The organism is Alkalibacterium sp. s-m-28, from assembly GCF_054658175.1.
This window is the reverse complement of record NZ_BAAGIQ010000037.1, coordinates 1-20,942: the sequence shown is the minus strand read 5'-3', so window position 1 is coordinate 20,942 and position 20,942 is coordinate 1. Positions and strand designations below refer to the sequence as shown.

Annotated in this window: 19 protein-coding genes; 3 read left to right on the top strand and 16 right to left on the bottom strand. The window is 45.7% G+C overall.

Features of this window, described 5'->3' with window-relative positions; genetic code table 11:
- The coding region (locus tag ACYQ4S_RS06725) for a hypothetical protein (protein ID WP_459770172.1) at positions 1-181 on the bottom strand (181 nt) is incomplete at its 3' end.
- Between the two features lie 253 nt (positions 182-434).
- Here ACYQ4S_RS06725 and ACYQ4S_RS06720 point away from each other — a divergent pair.
- Entirely contained in the window at positions 435-1,157 is a 723-nt protein-coding gene (locus ACYQ4S_RS06720; RefSeq protein ID WP_459770170.1) for an IS1634 family transposase, read from the top strand.
- Positions 1,158-1,405: 248 nt separating this feature from the next.
- Here ACYQ4S_RS06720 and purB read toward each other — a convergent pair whose 3' ends face one another.
- The 12 genes from purB to purC all read right to left on the bottom strand — a co-directional run bounded on the left by purB (position 1,406) and on the right by purC (position 14,270).
- On the bottom strand, positions 1,406-2,701 hold the full coding sequence (gene purB / locus ACYQ4S_RS06715; protein ID WP_091480080.1) for an adenylosuccinate lyase: 1,296 nt from the start codon (positions 2,699-2,701) through the stop codon (positions 1,406-1,408).
- Positions 2,702-2,713: 12 nt separating this feature from the next.
- The gene (gene purK / locus ACYQ4S_RS06710; RefSeq protein WP_459770168.1) at positions 2,714-3,850 is read right to left on the bottom strand and encodes a 5-(carboxyamino)imidazole ribonucleotide synthase; all 1,137 of its coding nucleotides are present in this window, start codon (positions 3,848-3,850) and stop codon (positions 2,714-2,716) included.
- Positions 3,834-4,322, bottom strand: coding sequence for a 5-(carboxyamino)imidazole ribonucleotide mutase (purE, locus tag ACYQ4S_RS06705; protein ID WP_003142083.1), 489 nt, complete (start codon positions 4,320-4,322; stop codon positions 3,834-3,836). The genes purK and purE overlap by 17 nt, the downstream gene beginning before the upstream one ends.
- 37 nt (positions 4,323-4,359) lie before the next feature.
- On the bottom strand, positions 4,360-5,634 hold the full coding sequence (gene purD, locus ACYQ4S_RS06700) for a phosphoribosylamine--glycine ligase (RefSeq protein WP_459770167.1): 1,275 nt from the start codon (positions 5,632-5,634) through the stop codon (positions 4,360-4,362).
- 75 nt (positions 5,635-5,709) lie between these two features.
- Entirely contained in the window at positions 5,710-7,248 is a 1,539-nt protein-coding gene (gene purH / locus ACYQ4S_RS06695; protein ID WP_459770165.1) for a bifunctional phosphoribosylaminoimidazolecarboxamide formyltransferase/IMP cyclohydrolase, read from the bottom strand.
- Positions 7,249-7,250: 2 nt separating this feature from the next.
- Positions 7,251-7,832 (bottom strand): phosphoribosylglycinamide formyltransferase, encoded by a 582-nt coding sequence (gene purN / locus ACYQ4S_RS06690; protein WP_346024096.1) that lies wholly within the window; start codon positions 7,830-7,832, stop codon positions 7,251-7,253.
- A 10-nt stretch (positions 7,833-7,842) separates the two neighbouring features.
- Positions 7,843-8,877 (bottom strand): phosphoribosylformylglycinamidine cyclo-ligase, encoded by a 1,035-nt coding sequence (purM, locus tag ACYQ4S_RS06685; RefSeq protein ID WP_346024088.1) that lies wholly within the window; start codon positions 8,875-8,877, stop codon positions 7,843-7,845.
- A gap of 65 nt (positions 8,878-8,942) precedes the next feature.
- Positions 8,943-10,394, bottom strand: coding sequence for an amidophosphoribosyltransferase (gene purF, locus ACYQ4S_RS06680; protein WP_459770164.1), 1,452 nt, complete (start codon positions 10,392-10,394; stop codon positions 8,943-8,945).
- The gene (gene purL, locus ACYQ4S_RS06675; protein ID WP_459770162.1) at positions 10,370-12,601 is read right to left on the bottom strand and encodes a phosphoribosylformylglycinamidine synthase subunit PurL; all 2,232 of its coding nucleotides are present in this window, start codon (positions 12,599-12,601) and stop codon (positions 10,370-10,372) included. The genes purF and purL overlap by 25 nt, the downstream gene beginning before the upstream one ends.
- Positions 12,598-13,281, bottom strand: coding sequence for a phosphoribosylformylglycinamidine synthase subunit PurQ (gene purQ, locus ACYQ4S_RS06670; protein ID WP_459770161.1), 684 nt, complete (start codon positions 13,279-13,281; stop codon positions 12,598-12,600). The genes purL and purQ overlap by 4 nt, the downstream gene beginning before the upstream one ends.
- Positions 13,282-13,283: 2 nt before the next feature.
- Positions 13,284-13,544 (bottom strand): phosphoribosylformylglycinamidine synthase subunit PurS, encoded by a 261-nt coding sequence (gene purS, locus ACYQ4S_RS06665; protein ID WP_459770160.1) that lies wholly within the window; start codon positions 13,542-13,544, stop codon positions 13,284-13,286.
- A 15-nt stretch (positions 13,545-13,559) separates the two neighbouring features.
- Positions 13,560-14,270 carry a phosphoribosylaminoimidazolesuccinocarboxamide synthase gene (purC, locus tag ACYQ4S_RS06660; protein WP_459770158.1) on the bottom strand — a complete coding sequence of 237 codons (711 nt, stop codon included), beginning with the start codon at positions 14,268-14,270 and terminating at the stop codon, positions 13,560-13,562.
- A 370-nt stretch (positions 14,271-14,640) separates the two neighbouring features.
- On the opposite strand from purC, the gene ACYQ4S_RS06655 reads away from it, so the two are divergent.
- Entirely contained in the window at positions 14,641-15,342 is a 702-nt protein-coding gene (locus ACYQ4S_RS06655) for a ferredoxin--NADP reductase (protein ID WP_459770156.1), read from the top strand.
- A 791-nt stretch (positions 15,343-16,133) separates the two neighbouring features.
- Here the strand turns inward: ACYQ4S_RS06655 and uxaC are convergent.
- The gene (uxaC, locus tag ACYQ4S_RS06650) at positions 16,134-17,528 is read right to left on the bottom strand and encodes a glucuronate isomerase (RefSeq protein ID WP_459770154.1); all 1,395 of its coding nucleotides are present in this window, start codon (positions 17,526-17,528) and stop codon (positions 16,134-16,136) included.
- Between the two features lie 251 nt (positions 17,529-17,779).
- Between uxaC and ACYQ4S_RS06645 the strand changes: the two genes are divergently transcribed.
- Positions 17,780-18,118 (top strand): helix-turn-helix domain-containing protein, encoded by a 339-nt coding sequence (locus tag ACYQ4S_RS06645; RefSeq protein WP_459770152.1) that lies wholly within the window; start codon positions 17,780-17,782, stop codon positions 18,116-18,118.
- Positions 18,119-18,172: 54 nt separating this feature from the next.
- Here the strand turns inward: ACYQ4S_RS06645 and ACYQ4S_RS06640 are convergent, their stop codons facing one another.
- Complete coding sequence (locus ACYQ4S_RS06640) at positions 18,173-18,898, bottom strand: amino acid ABC transporter ATP-binding protein (RefSeq protein ID WP_346024081.1); 726 nt, start codon at positions 18,896-18,898, stop codon at positions 18,173-18,175.
- Positions 18,891-20,366, bottom strand: a complete 1,476-nt coding sequence (locus ACYQ4S_RS06635) for an ABC transporter substrate-binding protein/permease (protein WP_091264891.1) — start codon at positions 20,364-20,366, stop codon at positions 18,891-18,893. Before ACYQ4S_RS06635 ends, ACYQ4S_RS06640 begins: the two co-directional genes overlap by 8 nt.
- Positions 20,367-20,942: the final 576 nt, after the last annotated feature.

The following is a 20,942-nucleotide window of genomic DNA, read 5'->3' as shown; positions in this document are numbered from 1 at the left end:
GATACACCTCATTTTCAGATAGCTCTTTTATATCTTCGTAGGAGAGATTAAATCGATCTGCTCGTTGGAAGACATCACTAACTGAACTACGTCCTACTTTCTGTGTTTTAGCAATCATGTTTCGAGAAAAACCTTGATCTCGATACTGCATCACTAACTTCACTGGAATCTTTCTGGCCATAAAAATAGCCTCCTTCATGTATTTTTTAGAAGTTTTACCTTCTAAAATTACTATACATAAAAGAGACTAGTAAGTGGACTTGATGTGCGAATTGATTGCCTTGAAGTGCAAATTCGAGCAGATAACAGAGGAGGACTTGATTCGTGAATTGGTGGACTCGGATTGGATATTGATGGACCTGTGAGCGCGAAATAATCACTGGCTCCCCGTAGGGGAATCGCATCGGTCTTCTCGTAAAATAAATCTGAAAGATTTGGATTTAGAAAAAGATAAAGGACACTATTATAAAGAACGCTGGATCCATGAAAATGGATTAGAACAGCGATTGATTATCACTTTTTCTCCCAAGCATAAACGCTATCAAGAAGAGATTCGCAGAAAACAGATTGAACGAGCCATGAAGAAAGCCGATAATCCAAGTCAATTAAAGAAAAAACGTCCAACAGATTTCAAGAGTTTCTTAAAAGAGACCCATGTCACTAAAGAAGGCGAGATCGCGAAGGACTTTCAAGTCACAGTAGATCAAGAGAAGATAAAAGAAGAAGCGAAATACGATGGGTTATACGGTATCTGTACAAATGTATCGGGGGATTCAGAAGAGATACTTAAAATATCTCATCGCCGTTGGGAGATTGAGGAAACCTTTCGTATTCTGAAAAGTGAAATGCGTACACGACCGGTTTTTGTCCGAAAGGACGACCGGATTAAAGCACATTTCCTCACTTGTTTTCTTTCATTACTGGTTTATCGTATTCTTGAAAAAACATTAGATGAAGCTTATACCTGTCCTGATATCATTGATACACTGCGCAAGATGCGTGTGTTTGAATATTCAGGAGAAGGGTATATCCCAACCTATACACGAACGGATTTGACTGATCAACTCCATGAGGAGTTTGGGTTTAGAACGGACACTGAAATTATTCCTCAAAAAAGAATGAAAAACATTTTAAAACAAACGAAAAAACAAAAATAGTACGCACTTTTTCAACTAAAAAAACGACAAGAGAGCCTATACCTAAGGCATTCTTGTCGTTTTGACTGTCAAACTCGAGACTATACCATGTAAGAATAAATCCTGCAAGCGTTTTTTTGGGATGGTTTTGCATTACCTGATTTGAACACCTTTTTATTCTTAGATAGAGCCATAATTATTCCAGTCAATCCGCAACAAAAGCAACACCTGCCGGAACAATCCCTTTACTGTCCCGACAGGTGATCTAATTAATTCAGTCCAACACGTTCAAATATTTCATCTACATTTTTCAGATGGTAGTTATAGTCAAAGGCATCTTCGATATCTTCTGCATTCAGAATGGACATAATCTTCTCGTCCTCTTCAAGCAGTGGGCGGAACGCTGTCTGTTCATCCCAAGCAATGGCAGTTTTTGGCTGAACCAGGTCGTAGGCTTCTTCCCGGCTGAGACCTTTATCGATCAGCTTCAGCAATACACGCTGGCTGTAGATCAGACCAAGTGTCGCATCCATATTTCGTTTCATGTTCTCAGGGAATACCGTCAGATTGCGGACGATATTGGCGAATCTGTTCAGCATGTAATTTAACAGGGTCGTGCTGTCGGGCAAAATAATGCGTTCTGCAGATGAATGTGAAATGTCACGTTCATGCCATAAGCTGACGTTCTCGTAAGCTGTCACCATGTGTCCTCTGATCACACGCGCCAGCCCGGCCATATTCTCAGACCCGATTGGGTTACGCTTGTGCGGCATCGCTGAAGAGCCTTTCTGACCTTTAGCAAAACCTTCTTCCACTTCTCTTGTTTCCGACTTCTGCAGTCCTCTGATTTCTGTAGCGAATTTTTCAACACTGGTCGCGATCAGGGCAATAGCGCTCACATACTCCGCATGCAGATCACGCGGCAGGACCTGAGTCGAAATTTCCTGGGGACGCGTTCCCAGTTTGTCGCAGACATACTTTTCAACGAATGGAGGGATATTGGCAAACGTCCCAACTGCTCCACTGATTTTCCCGGCTTCTACGCCTTTAGCTGCGTGTTCGAACCGTTCGATGTGGCGTTTCATTTCTGAATACCAGAGCGCCAGCTTCAGACCAAACGTGGTCGGTTCAGCATGAACACCGTGCGTACGTCCCATGGTCACCGTATGCTTATGCTCTTTCGCCTTTTCACCGATGACTTCAAGCAGCTGCTGAAGGTCTTTTCTGAGTACATCGTTGACCTGTTTCAGCTGGTAGCCGTAAGCTGTATCAACGACATCCGTACTGGTCAATCCGTAGTGGACCCATTTCTTTTCGTCTCCCAACGTTTCAGAAACGGCTCGTGTGAAAGCGACCACGTCATGTTTCGTTTCTTTTTCGATTTCCAGTATACGGGCGATATCAAAAGAGGCATGCGCTCGGATCTTCTGAACGTCTTCTTTAGGAATCTCTCCCAGTTCAGCCCACGCTTCATCAGCTAGGATCTCAACTTCCAGCCATGAATTGTAGCGGTTCTCCTCTGACCATAATTCTTTCATTTCAGGTCGCGTGTAGCGTTCGATCATTATACCAGTCTCCTAATTCCAGATTTTCGTTTCTTCAATATCTTTCAGTGTCTTGTCAGTGTCAGCCGTCAGTATAGTCACATGCCCCATCTTTCGCCCGGTCTTGACCTCTTTCTTGCCGTAGTCATGTACATGCCAGGCTGGCTGACTGCTGTTCAGTTCAAGTGCCTGTTCAAAGTGCTCACCCAGAATATTGACCATCACAGCTGGCTTAAGAAGTTCCACTTCAGCAAGAGGATAGCCGCAGATCGCGCGTATGTGCAGATCAAACTGTGAGTCTGAGCAGGCTTCGATAGAATAATGTCCAGAGTTATGCGGACGCGGCGCCAGTTCATTGGCATAGAGCTTTCCTTCAGAAGTCAAAAAGAGTTCCACACCCAGGACACCTGATAAGGTCATCTTTTCAGCGATGGTTGCAGCAATCTGTCGTGCCTCGGCCATCACTTCATCTGACACGCGAGCCGGTACGATACTCTTAAGAAGGATATTGTTCTCATGGATGTTTTCTGAAACAGGCAAGGCAACTACATCCCCTGACGCATTACGAGCCACCATAATGGAGAGTTCCTTTTCAAATGACACCCACTCTTCAAGGACACATGTCCCTTTTTTTATAAGAGCAGAGGCTTCTTCAAAATCAGCATCCGATTCCAGAACGACTTGACCCTTCCCGTCGTAACCGCCTTGAACAGTTTTCAGGACACATGGATAGCCAAGACCTTCTATGGCTTTCTTCAAATTTTCTTCCGTTTCAATTTTAGCATAAGCGGCAATAGGAATCCCTGAATTTTCCAGAAAATCTTTTTCAGTCAGGCGATTCTGGGTATTAAGTAAAAGCTCGGTCCCCTGGGGAACTGCAATTTCCACTGCCTCAAGAACGTGTTCGATTGTTTCAGCATCGACATTTTCAAATTCATAGGTCAGCACATCGCTGGATCTGGCCAGTTCTTTCAAAGCATCCAGATCATCATAAGCTGCTTCAATATGCAGATCCGCGACTTGGGCTGTCGGACAGTCTGGAGTCGGGTCAAGCACAGCGATCCGGTAGCCTCTTTCCTTAGCAGAAAAAGCCATCATCCGTCCCAGCTGTCCCCCACCTATAATGCCTATTGTACTTCCCGGTCTGATCAGTTTAGACAAGTTCGTCACTACTTTCCATTACCTTCTGTTTCAAGGCTTCTCTTCTATTTTCGATTCGGTCGGCCAGTTCAGGCTGAAAGGCTCCCAACATCTGAGCTGCGAGGAGACCGGCATTCGTTGCTCCAGCCTTGCCGATGGCTACGGTAGCAACTGGAACTCCTCCAGGCATCTGTACGATCGACAGTAAGGAGTCCAAACCGTTCAGTGCCTTTGACTGAACAGGCACACCGATGACCGGTAATGTCGTTTTGGCTGCCAGCATTCCTGGAAGATGTGCTGCGCCTCCCGCTCCAGCGATGATCACTCTGATCCCCCGCCCGCGCGCTTCTTCAGCATAATCAAACATCAAGTCCGGTGTCCGGTGAGCGGAGACCACTTTTTTCTCGTAAGCTACCTCCAGTTCATCCAGCACCTCACAGGTATGTTTCATCGTCTCCCAGTCGGATGTGCTTCCCATGACGACCCCTACTTCAATTGCCAAATCAAACGCCTCCTAATAGTTATGGTTCCATTTTAGCTTATTGCTTATTCGCGTTTATAACCGCTCTGTTTCCGATGTCTTTCCTGTAGATATACTCGCTTGCATCTACGGCTTCAAGCGCTGAATAGACAGCTTCCTGCGCTTCTTCGATTGTTTCCCCAGCTGCTTCGACTAAATAGACACGGCCGCCGTTTGAAACCAGCTTTCCTTCGGTTTCTGATACGCCTGCGAAGTACAGGTTCATCTGATCGTCTATTTCAGGCAAGTCCAATGGTCTATATTTTTCGTAAGCTTCTGGATAGCCTTTTGAGGCAACTACCACCCCAAGACTGATGCCCTCCTGTTTCCAGACTAGACCGGGTTCCTGGTCATTAAGAATAGCTGAAATGGCTTCTGCCAGATCGGATTCCAGACGATTCATCAGCACTTGCGTTTCCGGATCTCCAAAGCGGGCATTGAACTCGATCGTTTTAGGTCCATCTTCTGTGGCCATGACTCCGGCATATAATATACCCGTAAAAGGCGTGCCGTTTCTTACCATCCCTGTCGCAGCCGGCAGGAGTATCTTTTCAGTCGCTTCTTTTACTACAGCTTCAGATATATGCTTAACTGGAGCATAAGCCCCCATTCCTCCAGTGTTCGGACCTTTATCCCCTTCAAGCAGGCGCTTATGATCCTGAGAAATCACCATCGGATAGACCTTCTCATTTTTAACAAAAGCCATAAGAGAAAACTCTTCTCCCGTCAGGTATTCTTCGATGACTACATGCGTGTTCTGGTCCCCGAATTTTTTATCCAGCATCATGTCATCAAGGGCATCAAGTGCCGCTTCCATCGTTTCAGCTACAACGACTCCTTTACCTGCGGCCAATCCATCAGCCTTGATGACGACTGGAATGTTTCCTTTTTCAATGTAACGTCTCGCTTCTTCATACTCCTCAAAAGACTGGTAGGCCGCTGTCGGAATAGCATTGGCGGTCATCAGCTCTTTAGCAAACGCCTTTGATGATTCTATCTGAGTCGCGGCTTTTGACGGACCGAAAATGGCGAGCCCTTCAGCCTGGAAATCATCCACGATTCCATTAAACAGGGGGATTTCCGGGCCAACGATGGTCCATTCAACACTTTCTTTTTTGGCAAAATCGATTAACGACGCATGGTCTTCCTGACTGATATTCAGCACGGTTATGCCGTCCTGACTCATCCCCGGGTTTCCCGGTGCACAGTAAACCTGCTCGACTTGGCTGCCCTCCAGCAGTTTTTTGGCAATCGCGTGTTCACGTCCACCTGATCCAATCACTAGTAACTTCACATGTTTCTCCCCTTTAAAATTCCTCAATATAATCTATGTATAAAACGAAAGAGAGGTTTCCCTCTCTTTTATTGATCAATGTCTAAAGTGACGCATTCCTGTAAAGACCATGGCGATGCCGTATTCATTCGCCTTGTCGATCGACGCCTGATCCTTGATGCTTCCGCCTGGCTGAATGATTGCTTTGATACCGTGCCCGGCAGCATATTCCACACTGTCATCCATCGGGAAAAAGGCATCGCTGGCCATGACCGCACCTTCTGCCTGCTCACCTGCCTGTTCAATGGCAATTTTGACTGCTCCGACCCGGTTCATCTGACCGGCTCCGATGCCTAAGGTCTGCTTGTCATTCCCCACGACAATGGCGTTGCTCTTCACATGCTTCACTGCTTTCCAGTTCAGTTTCAGTGCACGCATCTGGCTGTCAGTTGGTGCCTTGTCCGTAACAACTGACCATTCAAGAGCATCTTCTTCGTTGACCCAGTCCTGGTCCTGAACCAGCAGGCCGCCAAGAACAGTAACAGATTCTTTTCCGCCTTGTCTTGCTTCAGAGAAATCCAGTTCAAGCAGACGGATATTTTTCTTCTTAGTCAAGACAGCCAGAGCATCCTCAGAAAAACCAGGTGCAATGACGATTTCAAGGAAGATTTTACTTAATTTGTCTGCAAGTTCAGCTGTGACTGTTTCATTGACTGTGACGATGCCACCAAAAATTGACACAGGGTCTGCATCGTAGGCTCTGTCAAAGGCTTCTTCAATTGACTCGCCGATGCCTATTCCGCAAGGGTTCATGTGTTTAAGTGCAACAGCAGCCGGTCCGTCAAATTCGCGAATGATACGGATAGATGCATCTGCATCCTTGATATTATTGTAAGACAATTCTTTTCCGTGAAGCTGCTTTGCCTTGGCAATGGAAAAACTGTTTGCTCGTGGCGATTCATAAAATACAGCACTCTGATGACTGTTTTCGCCGTACCTTAGAGTCTGCTTCAAATCATACGTCTGCGTATAACTATCCAGCTGGGTCTCTTCCTCAACTTGCTCAGTCAGATATTCAGCAATCAGTGCATCATAAGCGGCCGTAAGATGGAAAACTTTAGCTGCCAGATGTTGTCTAGTCTTGAGAGTGGTCTGTCCGTTCTCTTCCAGCTCCTTGATCACTTGACTGTAGTCATCAGTATCTACAATGACTGTGACTGTTGCATGGTTTTTAGCCGCGCTTCTAAGCATGCTCGGTCCACCTATGTCTATCTGTTCGATTGCTTCTTCTCTAGTCGTTTCGGGTCTGGCAATTGTCTCTTTAAATGGATACAGGTTGACACAGACAAAGTCGATCGGGGTGATGTCGTGGTCTTCCATAGCCGAGAGGTGAGTGTCCAGATCCCGACGGCCCAGCAGTCCCCCATGGATCAGCGGGTGCAGCGTTTTGACCCGTCCGTCCATCATTTCAGGAAAACCGGTGACCTCTTCGATCGACAAGGTTGGAATCCCAGCCTCTTCCAGGACCTTTTTCGTCCCTCCTGTTGAAATAATCTCTATGTTCTGTCTGACTAATGCCTGAGCAAAGTCAACGATATTGGTCTTGTCTGAAACACTGATAAGTGCACGTGTCATAGTTAGGCATACTCCTTCTGCAACTTTTTGATATAAGTCTGAATAACTTCAGGATACAGCACATGCTCGACAGCATGAATCTTCTCCTCTAGTGATTCTATCGTATCGTCTGGATCGATGACAACTTTTTCCTGAGCCAGTATCGTCCCGGTATCGATGCCTTCATCCACTAGATGTACGGTCACACCCGTTTCTGTGGCTCCTGCATCAAATGCATCCTGTATTCCCTGTTTCCCGGGATAAAGCGGAAGCAACGACGGATGAATATTAATAATCCGATTGTCAAAAGCTTCCAGTAAAGTCTGCCCGATGATTCGCATGTAACCGGCTAGGACAATCAGGTCGATGTCTGCTTCCTTCAAATGATCTAAGACTTCTCTCTCAAAGACTTCTTTTGAAGGAAACTGTTTCGGGTAAAATGAAACGGAGGGAACAGCCAATGTATCGGCTCTAGTCAGAGCAAAAGCCTCAGGCTTGTCACTTACGAGCAGAGCCACTTCTGCCTCTATCGTCTGTTTTCTAATCGCCTTCACAAGTGCTTCAAAATTCGATCCGCTTCCGGAAGCAAAAACGGCTAGTCTGATCGGTCCAGCTTTACTCAAAACGGATCGCCTCATTTTCATCTGCTCTGACTTCTCCGATGGTGACTGCTTTTTCTCCGGAATCTTTTAAACTTTTAAGCACTGCTGCTTCGTGTTCTTCCGGAACAGCCAGAACCATGCCAATTCCCATGTTGAAATAGCCGTACATTTCATCACGGTCGAGTTTTCCATACTCCTCAAGCAGAGTAAAAATCCCAGGTATTTCCCAAGTGTTTTTTCTGACTACTGCGGATAAGCCCTCTGGTAACATACGAGGTAGATTTTCAATGAATCCGCCGCCTGTAATGTGAGAGATCCCGTGTACCCAGCCTTTTTTCAAAAGAGGGAGTACAGCAGACACGTAGATTTTTGTCGGCTCAAGCAGAGCCTGACCTAAAGTATCGTCACCTAAGGCATCATGCTTAAAATCATAACTCAACGCATTCTGTTCAAAACAGATTTTTCTGACCAGTGAGTAGCCATTGGAGTGTATCCCGCTGGATGGCAGTCCGATCAGCTTATCTCCTGCTTTAACGTGATCTTTAGTCAGCATACTTCTTTTTTCCACCACACCGACGCAGAATCCCGCCACATCGTAGTCGTCTTCCCCGTACATGTCAGGCATCTCAGCCGTTTCTCCACCGATCAGTCCTGCACCTGCCTGGACGCACCCATCAGAAATGCCTGCAACAATCTGTTCCATTTTCTCAGGAACCGTTTTTCCCGTTGCAATATAATCCAGAAAATAAAGCGGCTCAGCACCTTGAGCTAGAATGTCATTCACACACATAGCCACACAGTCGATCCCGATCGTATCGTGTCTGTCCTGCTGGATCGCAATCAGCAGTTTCGTGCCGACCCCGTCCGTCCCAGATACGAGGACCGGTTCTTTCACGTCGACAACAGACAGATCAAATGCTCCGCCGAAACCTCCCAGTGCCCCCATCATGCCAAGGCGCTCCGTTCGTTTTGCATGTTTTTTTATTCGTTCAACCGTTTGATAACCTGCCTCGACATTGACCCCTGCGTCTGTGTAGGCATTTCCCATTTAATAGATCCCCCTGTTGTTTTCTGACCGGCTGAAGTCTGACCAGCCCAGTCTTATCTTGTTGTTTATACCATTAACGGCTTACTCTCTCTGATTTTAGCCAGTGTTTTCATATAGTCAGTTTCATAGTCAAATAAAGGTGTTGGATAGTCTCCGGTAAAGTAAGACATACACAGGCCATTATGAGGCGCATCGAACTTCAGTCCGATCGAATCCACTGTCCCTTCGACACTTAAAAACGATAGACTGTCTGCTCCGATTTTCTCGCGGATTTCTTCCACTGAATAATCTGCAGCAATCAGTTCTTTCTGATTCTGAATATCGATCCCGTAGAAACATGGGTATTTCAAAGGCGGAGATGAAATGCGGACATGGACCTCCGCTGCTCCAGCTTCTTTTAATAACTGAACGATGCGTCGGCTGGTCGTGCCGCGAACGATGGAATCATCCACCATGATCACCTTTTTACCGGCAACTACACCACGAACAGCAGACAGCTTCATTCTTACGCCCTGTTCTCTCAATTCCTGAGTAGGCTGAATGAAAGTACGAGCAACGTATTGATTCTTGACCAGTCCCATTTCATAAGGGATCCCACTCGCTTCTGCATATCCACTGGCTGCGGACAGAGAAGAGTTCGGGACACCGATGACCATATCTGCATTGACTGGTGCTTCCTCAGCGAGACGTTTCCCCATATTCTTGCGTGCAGTGTGGACATTGACTCCAGCGATATTTGAGTCCGGTCGGGCAAAGTAGATAAATTCCATCGAACAGATCTGAAGCAACGTCTGGTCGGTATAGGTCTCGATTCGATACCCTGAATCATCGATAATCACGAGTTCCCCTGGCTGAACGGCACGGACAAATTCCGCTCCGACAACATCGAGGGCACAGGTTTCACTGGCAAGAACATATGCCCCATTTTCCATCTGTCCAATGGATAAAGGACGGAAACCGTTCGGATCTAATGCACCAATCAGTGCATCAGGTGTCAGCATGACATAGGCAAACGCACCTTTGACCGTATTCAGACTTTCTTTGATTCGGTCGATCAGTGTATCCTGCTTGCTTTTACGGATCAGGTGCATCAGGATTTCAGTATCCGAATTGGAGTGGAATATCGCTCCATCCTGCTCGAGTTCCTTACGCAGACTCACTGCATTGATCAAATTCCCATTATGGGCCAGCGCCAGCTCCTCATCGTGAAACTTGAACAGGAACGGTTGAATGTTTAAGATACTGTTGCTGCCGGCAGTGCTGTAACGGACATGTCCAATCCCAGCTTCTCCCGACAGGCGGATCAGTTCACGTTCATCTTTAAACACTTCAGATAAAAGTCCCAAGTCACGGTGTCCTTTCAGACGCCCATTGCGATTGGTCACAATCCCTGCGCCTTCCTGACCGCGGTGCTGCAGGCTATGCAGACCGAAAAAGTTCAGCTGGGCTGCATCCGGGTGTCCCCACACACCGAATACGCCACATTCTTCATTTAAGCTTTTGATTTCAGCAACCAAGGAATGGCCCCTTCCCATAAGTCTTTCACTTCTTTAACATCAATAGTCAGCTTTTCCGTCTGCGTACGGATTTCAGCGATTCGTGTATCTTTTACTTCACCGATTTCAACGGCATCTTGTCCAAATACTTCTTTGACTTCTTCTACATGTTCAGGTCTGACAGATAAAACAAAACGGGATGGCGATTCTGAAAACAGCCACTCTGAAGGCATATCTAGTGTCGCAGACAGCCCCAGCTCGTTCCCGAAGGCTGATTCCATCAGCGCCACGGCCAATCCACCTTCAGAACAGTCATGCGCACTTTGAATAAGTCCTTCACGAATCGCCTGCAGTACTTTATCCTGAATCATTTTTTCTTTGTCTATATCAAAATCGAAAAGTTCTCCTTCGATTCTCCCCAATTGCATTTTCTGCAGTTCAGATCCGTTAAAGTCAGCTCCTGTTTTCCCGATGACGAAAATCTTATCACCAGCCTGTTTAAATTCCGATGTTGTCACGTGATCAAGATCCTTGACCAATCCGACCATGCCAATCATAGGTGTCGGATAGATCGCTTCCCCATTTGTTTCGTTGTAGAGCGATACGTTTCCTGAAATGACAGGTGTGTTCAATGTCGTGCAGGCTTTAGCAATGCCATCCGCTGACGTCCACAGCTCCCAGAACACTTCAGGCTTATCGGGATTCCCGTAGTTCAGACAGTCCGTTATTGCCAGTGGCTCGCCCCCGCTTGCCACGATATTTCTTGCGGCTTCTGCTACGGCCATCTGTCCACCTTTTTCCGGATCGAGATAAAGGTAGCGGGCATTACAGTCAGTCGTCATGGCAAGCGCCTTGCGGGTCCCTCTAATGCGCAGAACTGCCGCATCGCTTCCTGGACCGACCACGGTGTTTGTTCTGACCATTGAATCATATGTTTCAAAAATCGATTTTTTTGAAGCAACTGTAGGCTGCTGCATGAGTTGTTTCAGTGTTTCTTCTGTATCAGCGATGTCCGGTATGAATGCATCAAGTTTTTTGAAAGCTTGAATACGTTCCGGTTCAGTGTATGGTTTATGATAGACAGGTGCTTCTTCTGCTAACGCGTCTACCGGCAGGTCAGCGACCAGTCTTCCTTCGTGGTACAGTCGATACTGCCCATCACCGGTCACTTCTCCGATAGTCACGGCATCCAGTTCATAACGTGAGAACAGCTCTTTGACACGATCTTCTGCCCCTTTTGTGACACAGATCAGCATACGCTCCTGAGACTCCGATAGCATCATTTCATATGGCGTCATGCCTGATTCACGTTGCGGCACATCGTCCAGATTAAGGATCAGTCCACTGCCCGCTTTTGATGCCATTTCCGAACTGGATGACACCAGTCCCGCTGCTCCCATGTCCTGGATGCCTACGAGAATATCGCTGTGGTCCTGGATCAGTTCCAGACACGCTTCCATCAGAAGTTTTTCCATAAATGGATCGCCGACCTGTACAGCTGAACGCTCTGCCTCTTCTTCATCACTGAATTCTTCTGAAGCAAAAGTTGCGCCGTGAATGCCATCCCGACCTGTTTTGGCTCCCACATACATGATCGTATTACCGATTCCTTTGGCTTGCCCTTTTTGAATATCCTCATGGTCGATCAGACCGACACACATGGCATTGACCAGCGGGTTCCCTCTGTAGACGGGATCAAAGGCAATTTCTCCGCCGACTGTCGGAATCCCGATACAGTTGCCGTAGCCGCCGATTCCTGCCACGACTTCTTCAAGCAGATACTTTGTCCGTTCGTTGTCGAGTTCACCGAACCGTAAAGAATCCAGCATCGCAATCGGACGGGCACCCATACTGAAAATATCACGAATGATGCCTCCGACACCTGTCGCCGCCCCTTCATAAGGTTCAACAGCTGATGGATGGTTATGACTTTCCGCTTTAAATACGACGGCCTGCCCGTCCCCAATATCAACGATTCCGGCGCCCTCACCAGGACCTTGAAGCACTTGAGGTCCCTCTGTCGGAAATTTTCTCAATACCGGTTTGGAATTTTTATACGAACAGTGCTCGCTCCACATAACTGAAAACAGGCCAGTTTCCGTATAGTTAGGCAGACGTTTGATTATGTCCTCGGAAATCATGCGGTATTCTTCATCCGTCAGTCCCCACTGAGCATAGATTTTCTGATCTCTGATCTGTTCGGCCGTCGGTTCATGTAATGTTTTCATACCTCTGCAGTCTCCTTTATAAAGTTCTTGACCATCGATTCGAAAAAGCGCAGCCCGTCACTTGAGCCTAAAAGATCTTCGACAGCCCGCTCAGGATGCGGCATCATACCCAGAACATTGCCTTGTTTGTTTATAATCCCTGCGATATTTTCAACTGAGCCGTTCGGGTTGTCTGACGCATAGGTGAATATGATCTGATCGTTGGCTTTCAGTTCCGCAAGTGTCTCTTCGTCACAGTAATAATTCCCTTCGCCATGAGCGACAGGTATCATGAGGCGTTCCTTATCGCCATATTCAGAGGTAAATTTCGTCTGATTATTGACCACTTCCAGTTCCAATGTCTTACAGATAAAATGAAGGTTGTCGTTACGCTGCAAAGCCCCAGGCAGAAGTCCTGCTTCAACTAAAATCTGGAATCCGTTGCAGGTACCAAAGACTGGCTTGCCTTCCTCTGCAAAACGGGTCACTTCACTCATCACATTTGAAAAGCGGGATATGGCACCACTTCTTAAGTAATCACCATACGAAAAACCTCCAGGAAGCAGGACACCATTAAAGCCGTCCAGACTTTCTGCAGTGTGAGGCACGTATTCAGCTTCTTCTCCTACACCGTCTATAATTGCATGAAGCAGGTCAACATCACAATTGGAACCTGGAAACTGGATCACTGCAAATCGCATGCTTACACCGTCTCCTTTACTCGTTCAATTTCATAGCGGTAGCTTTCCATCACAACGTTTGCCAGAAGCTTGTCGCAGATGGTTTCAATGACTTCTTCAACTGAACGGCTGTCAGTATCTGACACTTTGATTTCAAAATACTTCCCGATACGAATATCTTCAATTTCATCGAAGCCCATGCGGTGAACGGCCCCTCTTACCGCTTCTCCCTGAGGATCCAGAATTGATTCTTTATAGGTTACATATACTTTTACGTTATACATGAGTCACTTCTCCTTTTAATCTGTAGTCAGACGGTCGAGTACTTCTTGATATAGTGGGATAATGTCGCCGAGATCCTGCCTGAAGACATCCTTGTCCAGACGATCGTTCGTCTTTTCATCCCATAGACGGCATGTGTCCGGTGAAATTTCATCTGCCAGAATGATTTGTTCTTTCACAGTCTTTCCAAATTCCAGCTTGAAGTCGATCAATCTGATACCGGCCTCTTTATAAATTTCAATCAGTGAATTGTTGATGTTGTGAGCCTGTCTTTTAATTTCGTCAATTTCTTTCTGGTCAGCCAGATTAAGTGCAAGCACATGATCATCATTAATGAGCGGATCGTTCAGTTCGTCATTCTTGAGGTAAAATTCCAACACAGGAAAGGCCAACTCCGTCCCCTCGTCTACACCCAGGCGCCTGGAAAAGCTTCCAGCAGCGACATTTCTGATGACCACTTCAAGACCGAACATATCCACTTTTTCAATCAGCTGATCCGTTTCAGACACTTCCCTGATGAAGTGACTTGGAATATCCATCTCCTTCAGCTTTTTGAAGATCACGCTGGTAATCTGGTTGTTCAGCTGCCCTTTACCGGCTATGGCTTCTTTCTTGGCTCCATTCCCAGCTGTGGCCTGATCTTTATACGTGACCCATAGAATGCTTGGTTCACTGGTCTCATATAATCGCTTTGCCTTTCCTTCATATAACAGGTCTCTCTTTATCAACTGAATACCCCTTTCAGGACTCGGTTAAACACGAATATTAAACATGCTTTTTTTGTAATCGTTCCGTTTTTGTCGGTACAGCTTTATCATAACTCGTCTATGAAATAGAGTCAACCTTTCAGCGTCTATTTATGGATGATATTTCGGCTAATGTTCGTGTTTTATATTTATAAAGCTGAATTTACAGTTTAAAACATTCTAATGTTTTGTAATTAACGAACATTAACAACTGTTTTTTTCCTTTGGAAATGATATTACAAACAGGATTTCGTAATACTATTCACAAAATTCAATTGAGAATAATTCTCAATTAGAGTATGCTTAATTATAATCAATTCGCTGACAGACTCACACTTAGGAGATGATTCACATGCAGATATACTGGACAACCCTTGTAGACGTCATTGATGAAGCTACAGATACAAAAACGTTCTACCTGGATCTCCCAGAGGGCTTCACCTGGGAAGAAGGCGCGCACACTCACCTGGCACTGGAAGGATTCAATAGCGGAGAAAAACCTGACAAAGGGCTGGTTAGGCACATGTCGATCGCAACCCTTCCAGAAGAAAAGACGATCGGTATCACTACTCGCCTTAGAGCAGAGCGCTCAAGATACAAGACTCATTTGTCTGAACTTAAAAGCGGAAGCTCAGTTGCCCTGTTCAAGACACATACAAATATCCCGTTGAAGCGAGAAAACAGACCTGTTTATCTGTTGTCGTGCGGGGTCGGTATCGCTTCATTCAGACCTCTTGTTCTGCAGTACTTAAATGATTCTAATGGAATAGACTCTCTCCATTCTCTGAATATCGACTCGTCTGGTGAACAGCTCTTCTCCGGTTTGTTTGAACAAGAGTCATATCCGTCTCTGACAGCTCAGTACGTCACTGACCGTCCGGATTACTATGAGAAAGTAAACAAGCTGGCTGAGGACACTCACGGCATCTTCTACATTGTCGGCAGCGATGACTTCCTTAGAGAAACCATCGCCACCTTGCGTGAACTTGGGATTTCTGATGAGCAGATCACGATCGATAAGCATGAACGTTTTCGTTCAGATTTTCTTGGCTGAACAGGTCTAAAAAAATAAAAAGAGACGCCATTCTTTGAAATGGCGCTCATTATTGCATTCGGGGTAGTTGTTCGGATCCCGTTTAGGCTTCTTTCATTCCTGGATGGGAAGCGAGCGACGATTCATTTTGATAACGAATGCCTCATATCTCACTTTTATGAGGCATTCGCCCGATCGATTGAGAGCTCAACGTCTCATAACCTACTTTTATGAGGCATTCGTCCGATCGATTGAGAGCTCAACGTCTCATAACCTACTTTTATAAGGCATTCGTCTATATGGACTAGAGCTGTTCGTGCCCCTTTACGGATAAATAAATCTTCATAGGCGGTAATTCCCATATATATAGAAAAAAGGCTGCATTACTCTTCTACTCGGGAGTAATGCAGCCTTTTTTATCTGAATCTACTAGGTTATACCTAGAACACTACTGTGAACTACCCACCACTTAAATCCTCCGGATTTTGAAGTGGGGGCTTCCTACGAACTCCATTCTTGTCTGCACAGGTTTCATGCAGACAGAGGAATCGGATATGGGTAGGCTCAAAAGGCAGTCCCTGCCTCATAGGTTTTCTTTTACTTGGCTAACGCCAAGGAATACTCAGTAGGCTTGGTTGTCGCCTATATAGACTTGGTTATCGTCTATATATAAAGTATACCAAATGAGAATGACATTAACCACTTCAAGCTATCGCTTGACCGAAATTCATCTCCCACTTTCACTGGTGCTTCGCACCCATACGCTTAGAAGTGGGAGACTTCTTTCGGAATTACGTTAAAGTAGATACTGTTTATTTCTGAAAATACCGTTTCGCATTTTTGTAACACACATTTTCCACCAGTTGCTTAAGAAGTGCAGGTTTATCCGGGAACTTGCCGCTTTCGACCTGTTCGCCGACAAAGTTGCAGAATATGCGGCGGAAGTAATCATGTCGAGGATAGGATACGAAACTTCTTGAATCAGTCAGCATCCCTACGAAATGCATCAGCAGCCCATGATCCGCCAGGGTTTCCATTTGTCTAAGCATTCCCTGTTCCGTATCATTGAACCACCAGCCGGCACCGAACTGAACTTTGCCTTTGATACCTTCTTCATTGGACTGGAAATTAGCCACTGCACTGGCAACAGTGTGGTTATGTTCAGGATTCAAGTTATAGACAATCGTTTTCGGCAGCTTGCCTTCTTTGTCCATAGCATCCAGCAATGAATTCAGATGCACCGCAACTTTTGACTGGTCAAAGATGGAATCGACGCCTACATTTGCGCCGGCCTGTTCAAATAGCCGTGTATTCATATTTCTGATCGCTCCAAAATGGATCTGCATGATCCAGCCTCGGTCATGATACAACTGACCTAAATCGACGAGCAGACGCGTCATCCATTTCGCCTTGTCAGTATCTGAAACTGATTCTCCGGCTTTATAAGAAGCGAAAATTCGCTCGATATCCTCATCTGAAGCTTCTTCGTAAAGCAGCTCGGTGATGCCGTGATCGGAAATAAGTGCCCCATGCCGGTCAAAATGATCGATACGGTCCTCTATGATTTCAAGGAACGTACCATAGTCAGCTGCCTGTTTTCCGGTCAGCTCCTCAAGTCTTGATACATCTTCGGCTGACAGATCGTACAGTTCATCCGGCCTGAATGACGGCGCCACTTTGACATCAAACGCCTCTTTTTCAGCAATCTGCTTATGATACTCGAGCGAATCGAAAGGTGTATCCGTTGTACCGATAAATTCTACATTGGATTTTGCAATCAATGACTGTGCCGTCATGTCTTCCTCTTTCAGCTGACGATTAGCCTCGTCATAAATGGTTTCCCAATTGTCGCTTCCAAGCAGCTCTTCAATACCGAAATACTCTTTCAGTTCCAGTTGGGTCCAGTGGAATAACGGATTGCCCAGAGCCATTTCTGCCGTTTCCGCCCAGGCTTTGAACTTCTCTTTAGATGATCCATTTCCAGTAATAAGCTCTTCAGACACTCCATTAGCCCGCATCGCCCGCCACTTGTAATGATCTCCAGCCAGCCATAATTCGGTAATGTCTTCAAACGCATGATCCTCAGCGATTTCTTTAGGATCAAGGTGGCAGTGATAGTCAATGATTGGCAGATCCCTGGCTATTTGATGATACAAAGTTTTAGCCGTCTCATTTTGAAGCATAAAATCCCCATGAATAAACGTCATAGTTACCCTCCGTTGGTTTGTTTACATATTATACAAACCTTATTCTAAAGAGAAACGAATCCGGTTACAAGTGGTTTTATCTTCAAATTTATTTTTCCATCTTCTGTGCTTATGTGTGTAAAGAAAAACTCAAAAAAAAGCCCTGATTATGTAAATTGGGACTTGAGACCTATATTAATCAGGAATGATTATGTTACAATTATTTTAATTTATTAACGCATATATAATAATAGTTACAGGGAGATCGTTTTATGCGCATCGGGGAAAAGATTCGATTTCTAAGAGAAAAAGAAGAACTGTCGCAGCGAAAACTGGCTAAGTCCATGTGCGTCAGCCGTCAGACCGTATCCCGGTGGGAAAACGGGTATTCACTTCCAGAAAGTGAATCAGTCATTCTGCTGGCAAAAACTTTCGGGTATCCTATTGAATGGTTTCTGAAAGACGCATATGGAGTTGACTATCTTACCAGCAGGCCATCCGAAAAGCTAAACGAGAGCCCGAATACAGATGCTGATCTAGTCGCATCTGAACAAGGTGGTAAGCAGTCAAAATCAGTATTAAAGAAGCTGTTTCGTCCATTACATAAATAGAATACAGGCAAAAAGACCGGTATTCCTCATGAAGGAGACCGGTCTTTTCAGTGATTATAGGACTTTGGACAGGAAATCCTGAGTCCGTTCATTCTGAGGATTAGAGAAAATCATGTCTGGGGTACCTGATTCGACAATATAGCCGTCATCCATAAACAGGACACGATCGGCAACTTCTCGGGCAAAGCCCATTTCGTGAGTCACCACAACCATGGTCATTCCGGACTGAGCTAAGTCTTTCATTACTTTCAGAACCTCTCCGACCATCTCCGGATCCAATGCTGATGTCGGTTCATCGAACAGCATCACATCGGGATCCATCGCTAGAGCTCGGGCAATCGCTACACGCTGCTGCTGTCCACCTGATAAGCTGGACGGATATGCATCTTCCTTGTCTCCCAGCCCGACCTGTCTCAGAAGTTTGACCGCAGTCTGATCAGCCTGATGCTTGTCGACCCCTTTCGATTTTACTGGTGCAATCGTCAGATTCTGTTTCGCCGTTTTGTGAGGAAACAGATTGAACTGCTGGAAAACCATACCCATTTTCTGACGCAGCTGGTTCAGGTCTTTTTCATTCAGACCTGTCAGCGTAGTCCCTTCGAAAACGATCTCCCCATCAGAAGGTTCTTCAAGCAAATTCAAGCAACGCAGAAACGTTGATTTCCCGGAACCGGAAGGGCCGATTACTACAACCACTTCCCCCTGGCTGAATTCTTCGTTTATATCTTTCAGTACTTCATTTTTTCCAAATGACTTTTTCAAATGATTCACTTTAATCATGATTCATTCTCCCTTCATAGAAGTTCAAGAGTTTCGTCAGGCTGAAGGTCAGCGCAAAATAGATCAGCATAGTGATGAACAGCGGCAGGATTCCCTGGAAGGAAATAGAACGCACCACTCGTGTCTGGAAAATCAGTTCGCCGACACCAATGACTGATACAATGGACGACTCTTTAATAATGGTAATGAACTCATTACCTAGTGCAGGCCAGATATTCTTAAGGGCCTGAGGGAAGACGATGTAGCGCATGGAATCATTCTTACTCATACCTAAACTTCTCGCAGCCTCATCCTGTCCTTTGTTGACAGAATTGATTCCACTTCTTATGATCTCAGCAATGTATGCCCCGGAGTTGAGCGAGACAGCAATGATCCCTGCAGTCAGGGCCGGCAAATTGAAAAACATACCTGACGCGAAGTAGATGAACATAACTTGAATGAGAAGCGGCGTTCCTCGTACAAACTCCACATAAGCGGTTGCCAGTTGTTTAACCAGGAACACTTTAGACAGTCGCATGAGTGCCAGCAGTGATCCTAAAATTAGACCGAAGAACACGGCAGACGCTGAAATCAGCAAAGTGATCAGTGTCCCATCAAGGAAATATTCCCAGTAGCTTGCAATAAACCCTGCTTCTATTTCTTCCCCATCTTCATCCAGTTCCGTCTGAGCCATATATTCGCCTGCTTTGGCTAGATACTCTTCTATCAGATTCTGTTCTTTTATTTCAGCCAAGCTTTCATTCACTGCATCAACTAGTGAATCTTCTCCTTTTCTGAAGGCAATCGCTGAACCCTGGTCATCATCGTCCATTTCAAATCCACCTACAAAAGTATGCAGATCCTCGTCATGACCAGCGTGCGCTTCAGCATTTGGCCCCTGCATAACGATTGCTTCGATTCGGTTAGTTTTCAAAGCAAGCAGTAAATCATTTAAGTCTGTCAGACTCATGATTTCTGCATCCGGAATCTGCTCAGCGAGCTCTTCCTGAAGTGACCCGGACTGTACACCAACTGTCAATCCTCTCAATGATTCGATTGAATCGTAGATATCCTCATCTTCCGCACGAATCATAATATTCTGGAAAGTACGGAAGTAAATATCCGAGAAATCTACATTTCTACGACGTTCAGCAGTCGGAGTCATTCCCGCAATGACTACATCGACGTTTCTGGCTTCCAGAGCCGGCAGCAGACTGTCAAATCCAATGTCCTGAATTTGAAGTTCCACTCCAAGATCATCCGCAATTTTCTGCGCAATCATCATATCCATTCCTACGACCTGGCGTTCACCGTCGACAACTGCATAGAATTCGAATGGCGGAAAGTCGGCACTTGTTCCAACGACTAGGACACCCTGATCCTGAACACGCTGCAGTGCCGATCCATCTTCAGCCGACACCGGTTCTGCCGGAATGAATAATATACTGAATAAAATAAGTAATGCTATAAATCCTTTTACGCCCTTCATCATACGCCTTATCCCCTTTAGTTCTGTTTTGACTTAAAAAGAATCATACCATCATAAATATAATTATGCAATATAATTTATGAAAAAAGGTATATTTTGTTTAAAAAACATGATATCTGCATTATTTATGTATATTAAAGATCCGTTTACATACTGTTAAATTGGACGGAGGGCTCTTGGAACCAGCTCAGTGGTTCCTTCCTTCTTGAGTTGGTCGTAAGATCTTTCTTGGAACCCACTCGGCTGTTCTTTTCTCCCGAGTTGGTCGCAAGATACATCTTAGAGCCCACTCATCGGCTCATTTCTCCCGAGTTGGTCGCAAGATACATCTTAGAGCCCACTCACCGGCTCATTTCTCCCGAGTTGGTCGCAAGATGCGTCTTAGAGCCCACTCACCGGCTCATTTCTTCCGAGTTGGTCGCAAGATGCGTCTTAGAGCCCACTCACCAGCTCATTTCTCCCGAGTTGGTCGCAAGATACATCTTAGAGCCCACTCACCGGCTCATTTCTCCCGAGTTGGTCGCAAGATGCGTCTTAGAGCCCACTCACCGGCTCATTTCTTCCGAGTTGGTCGCA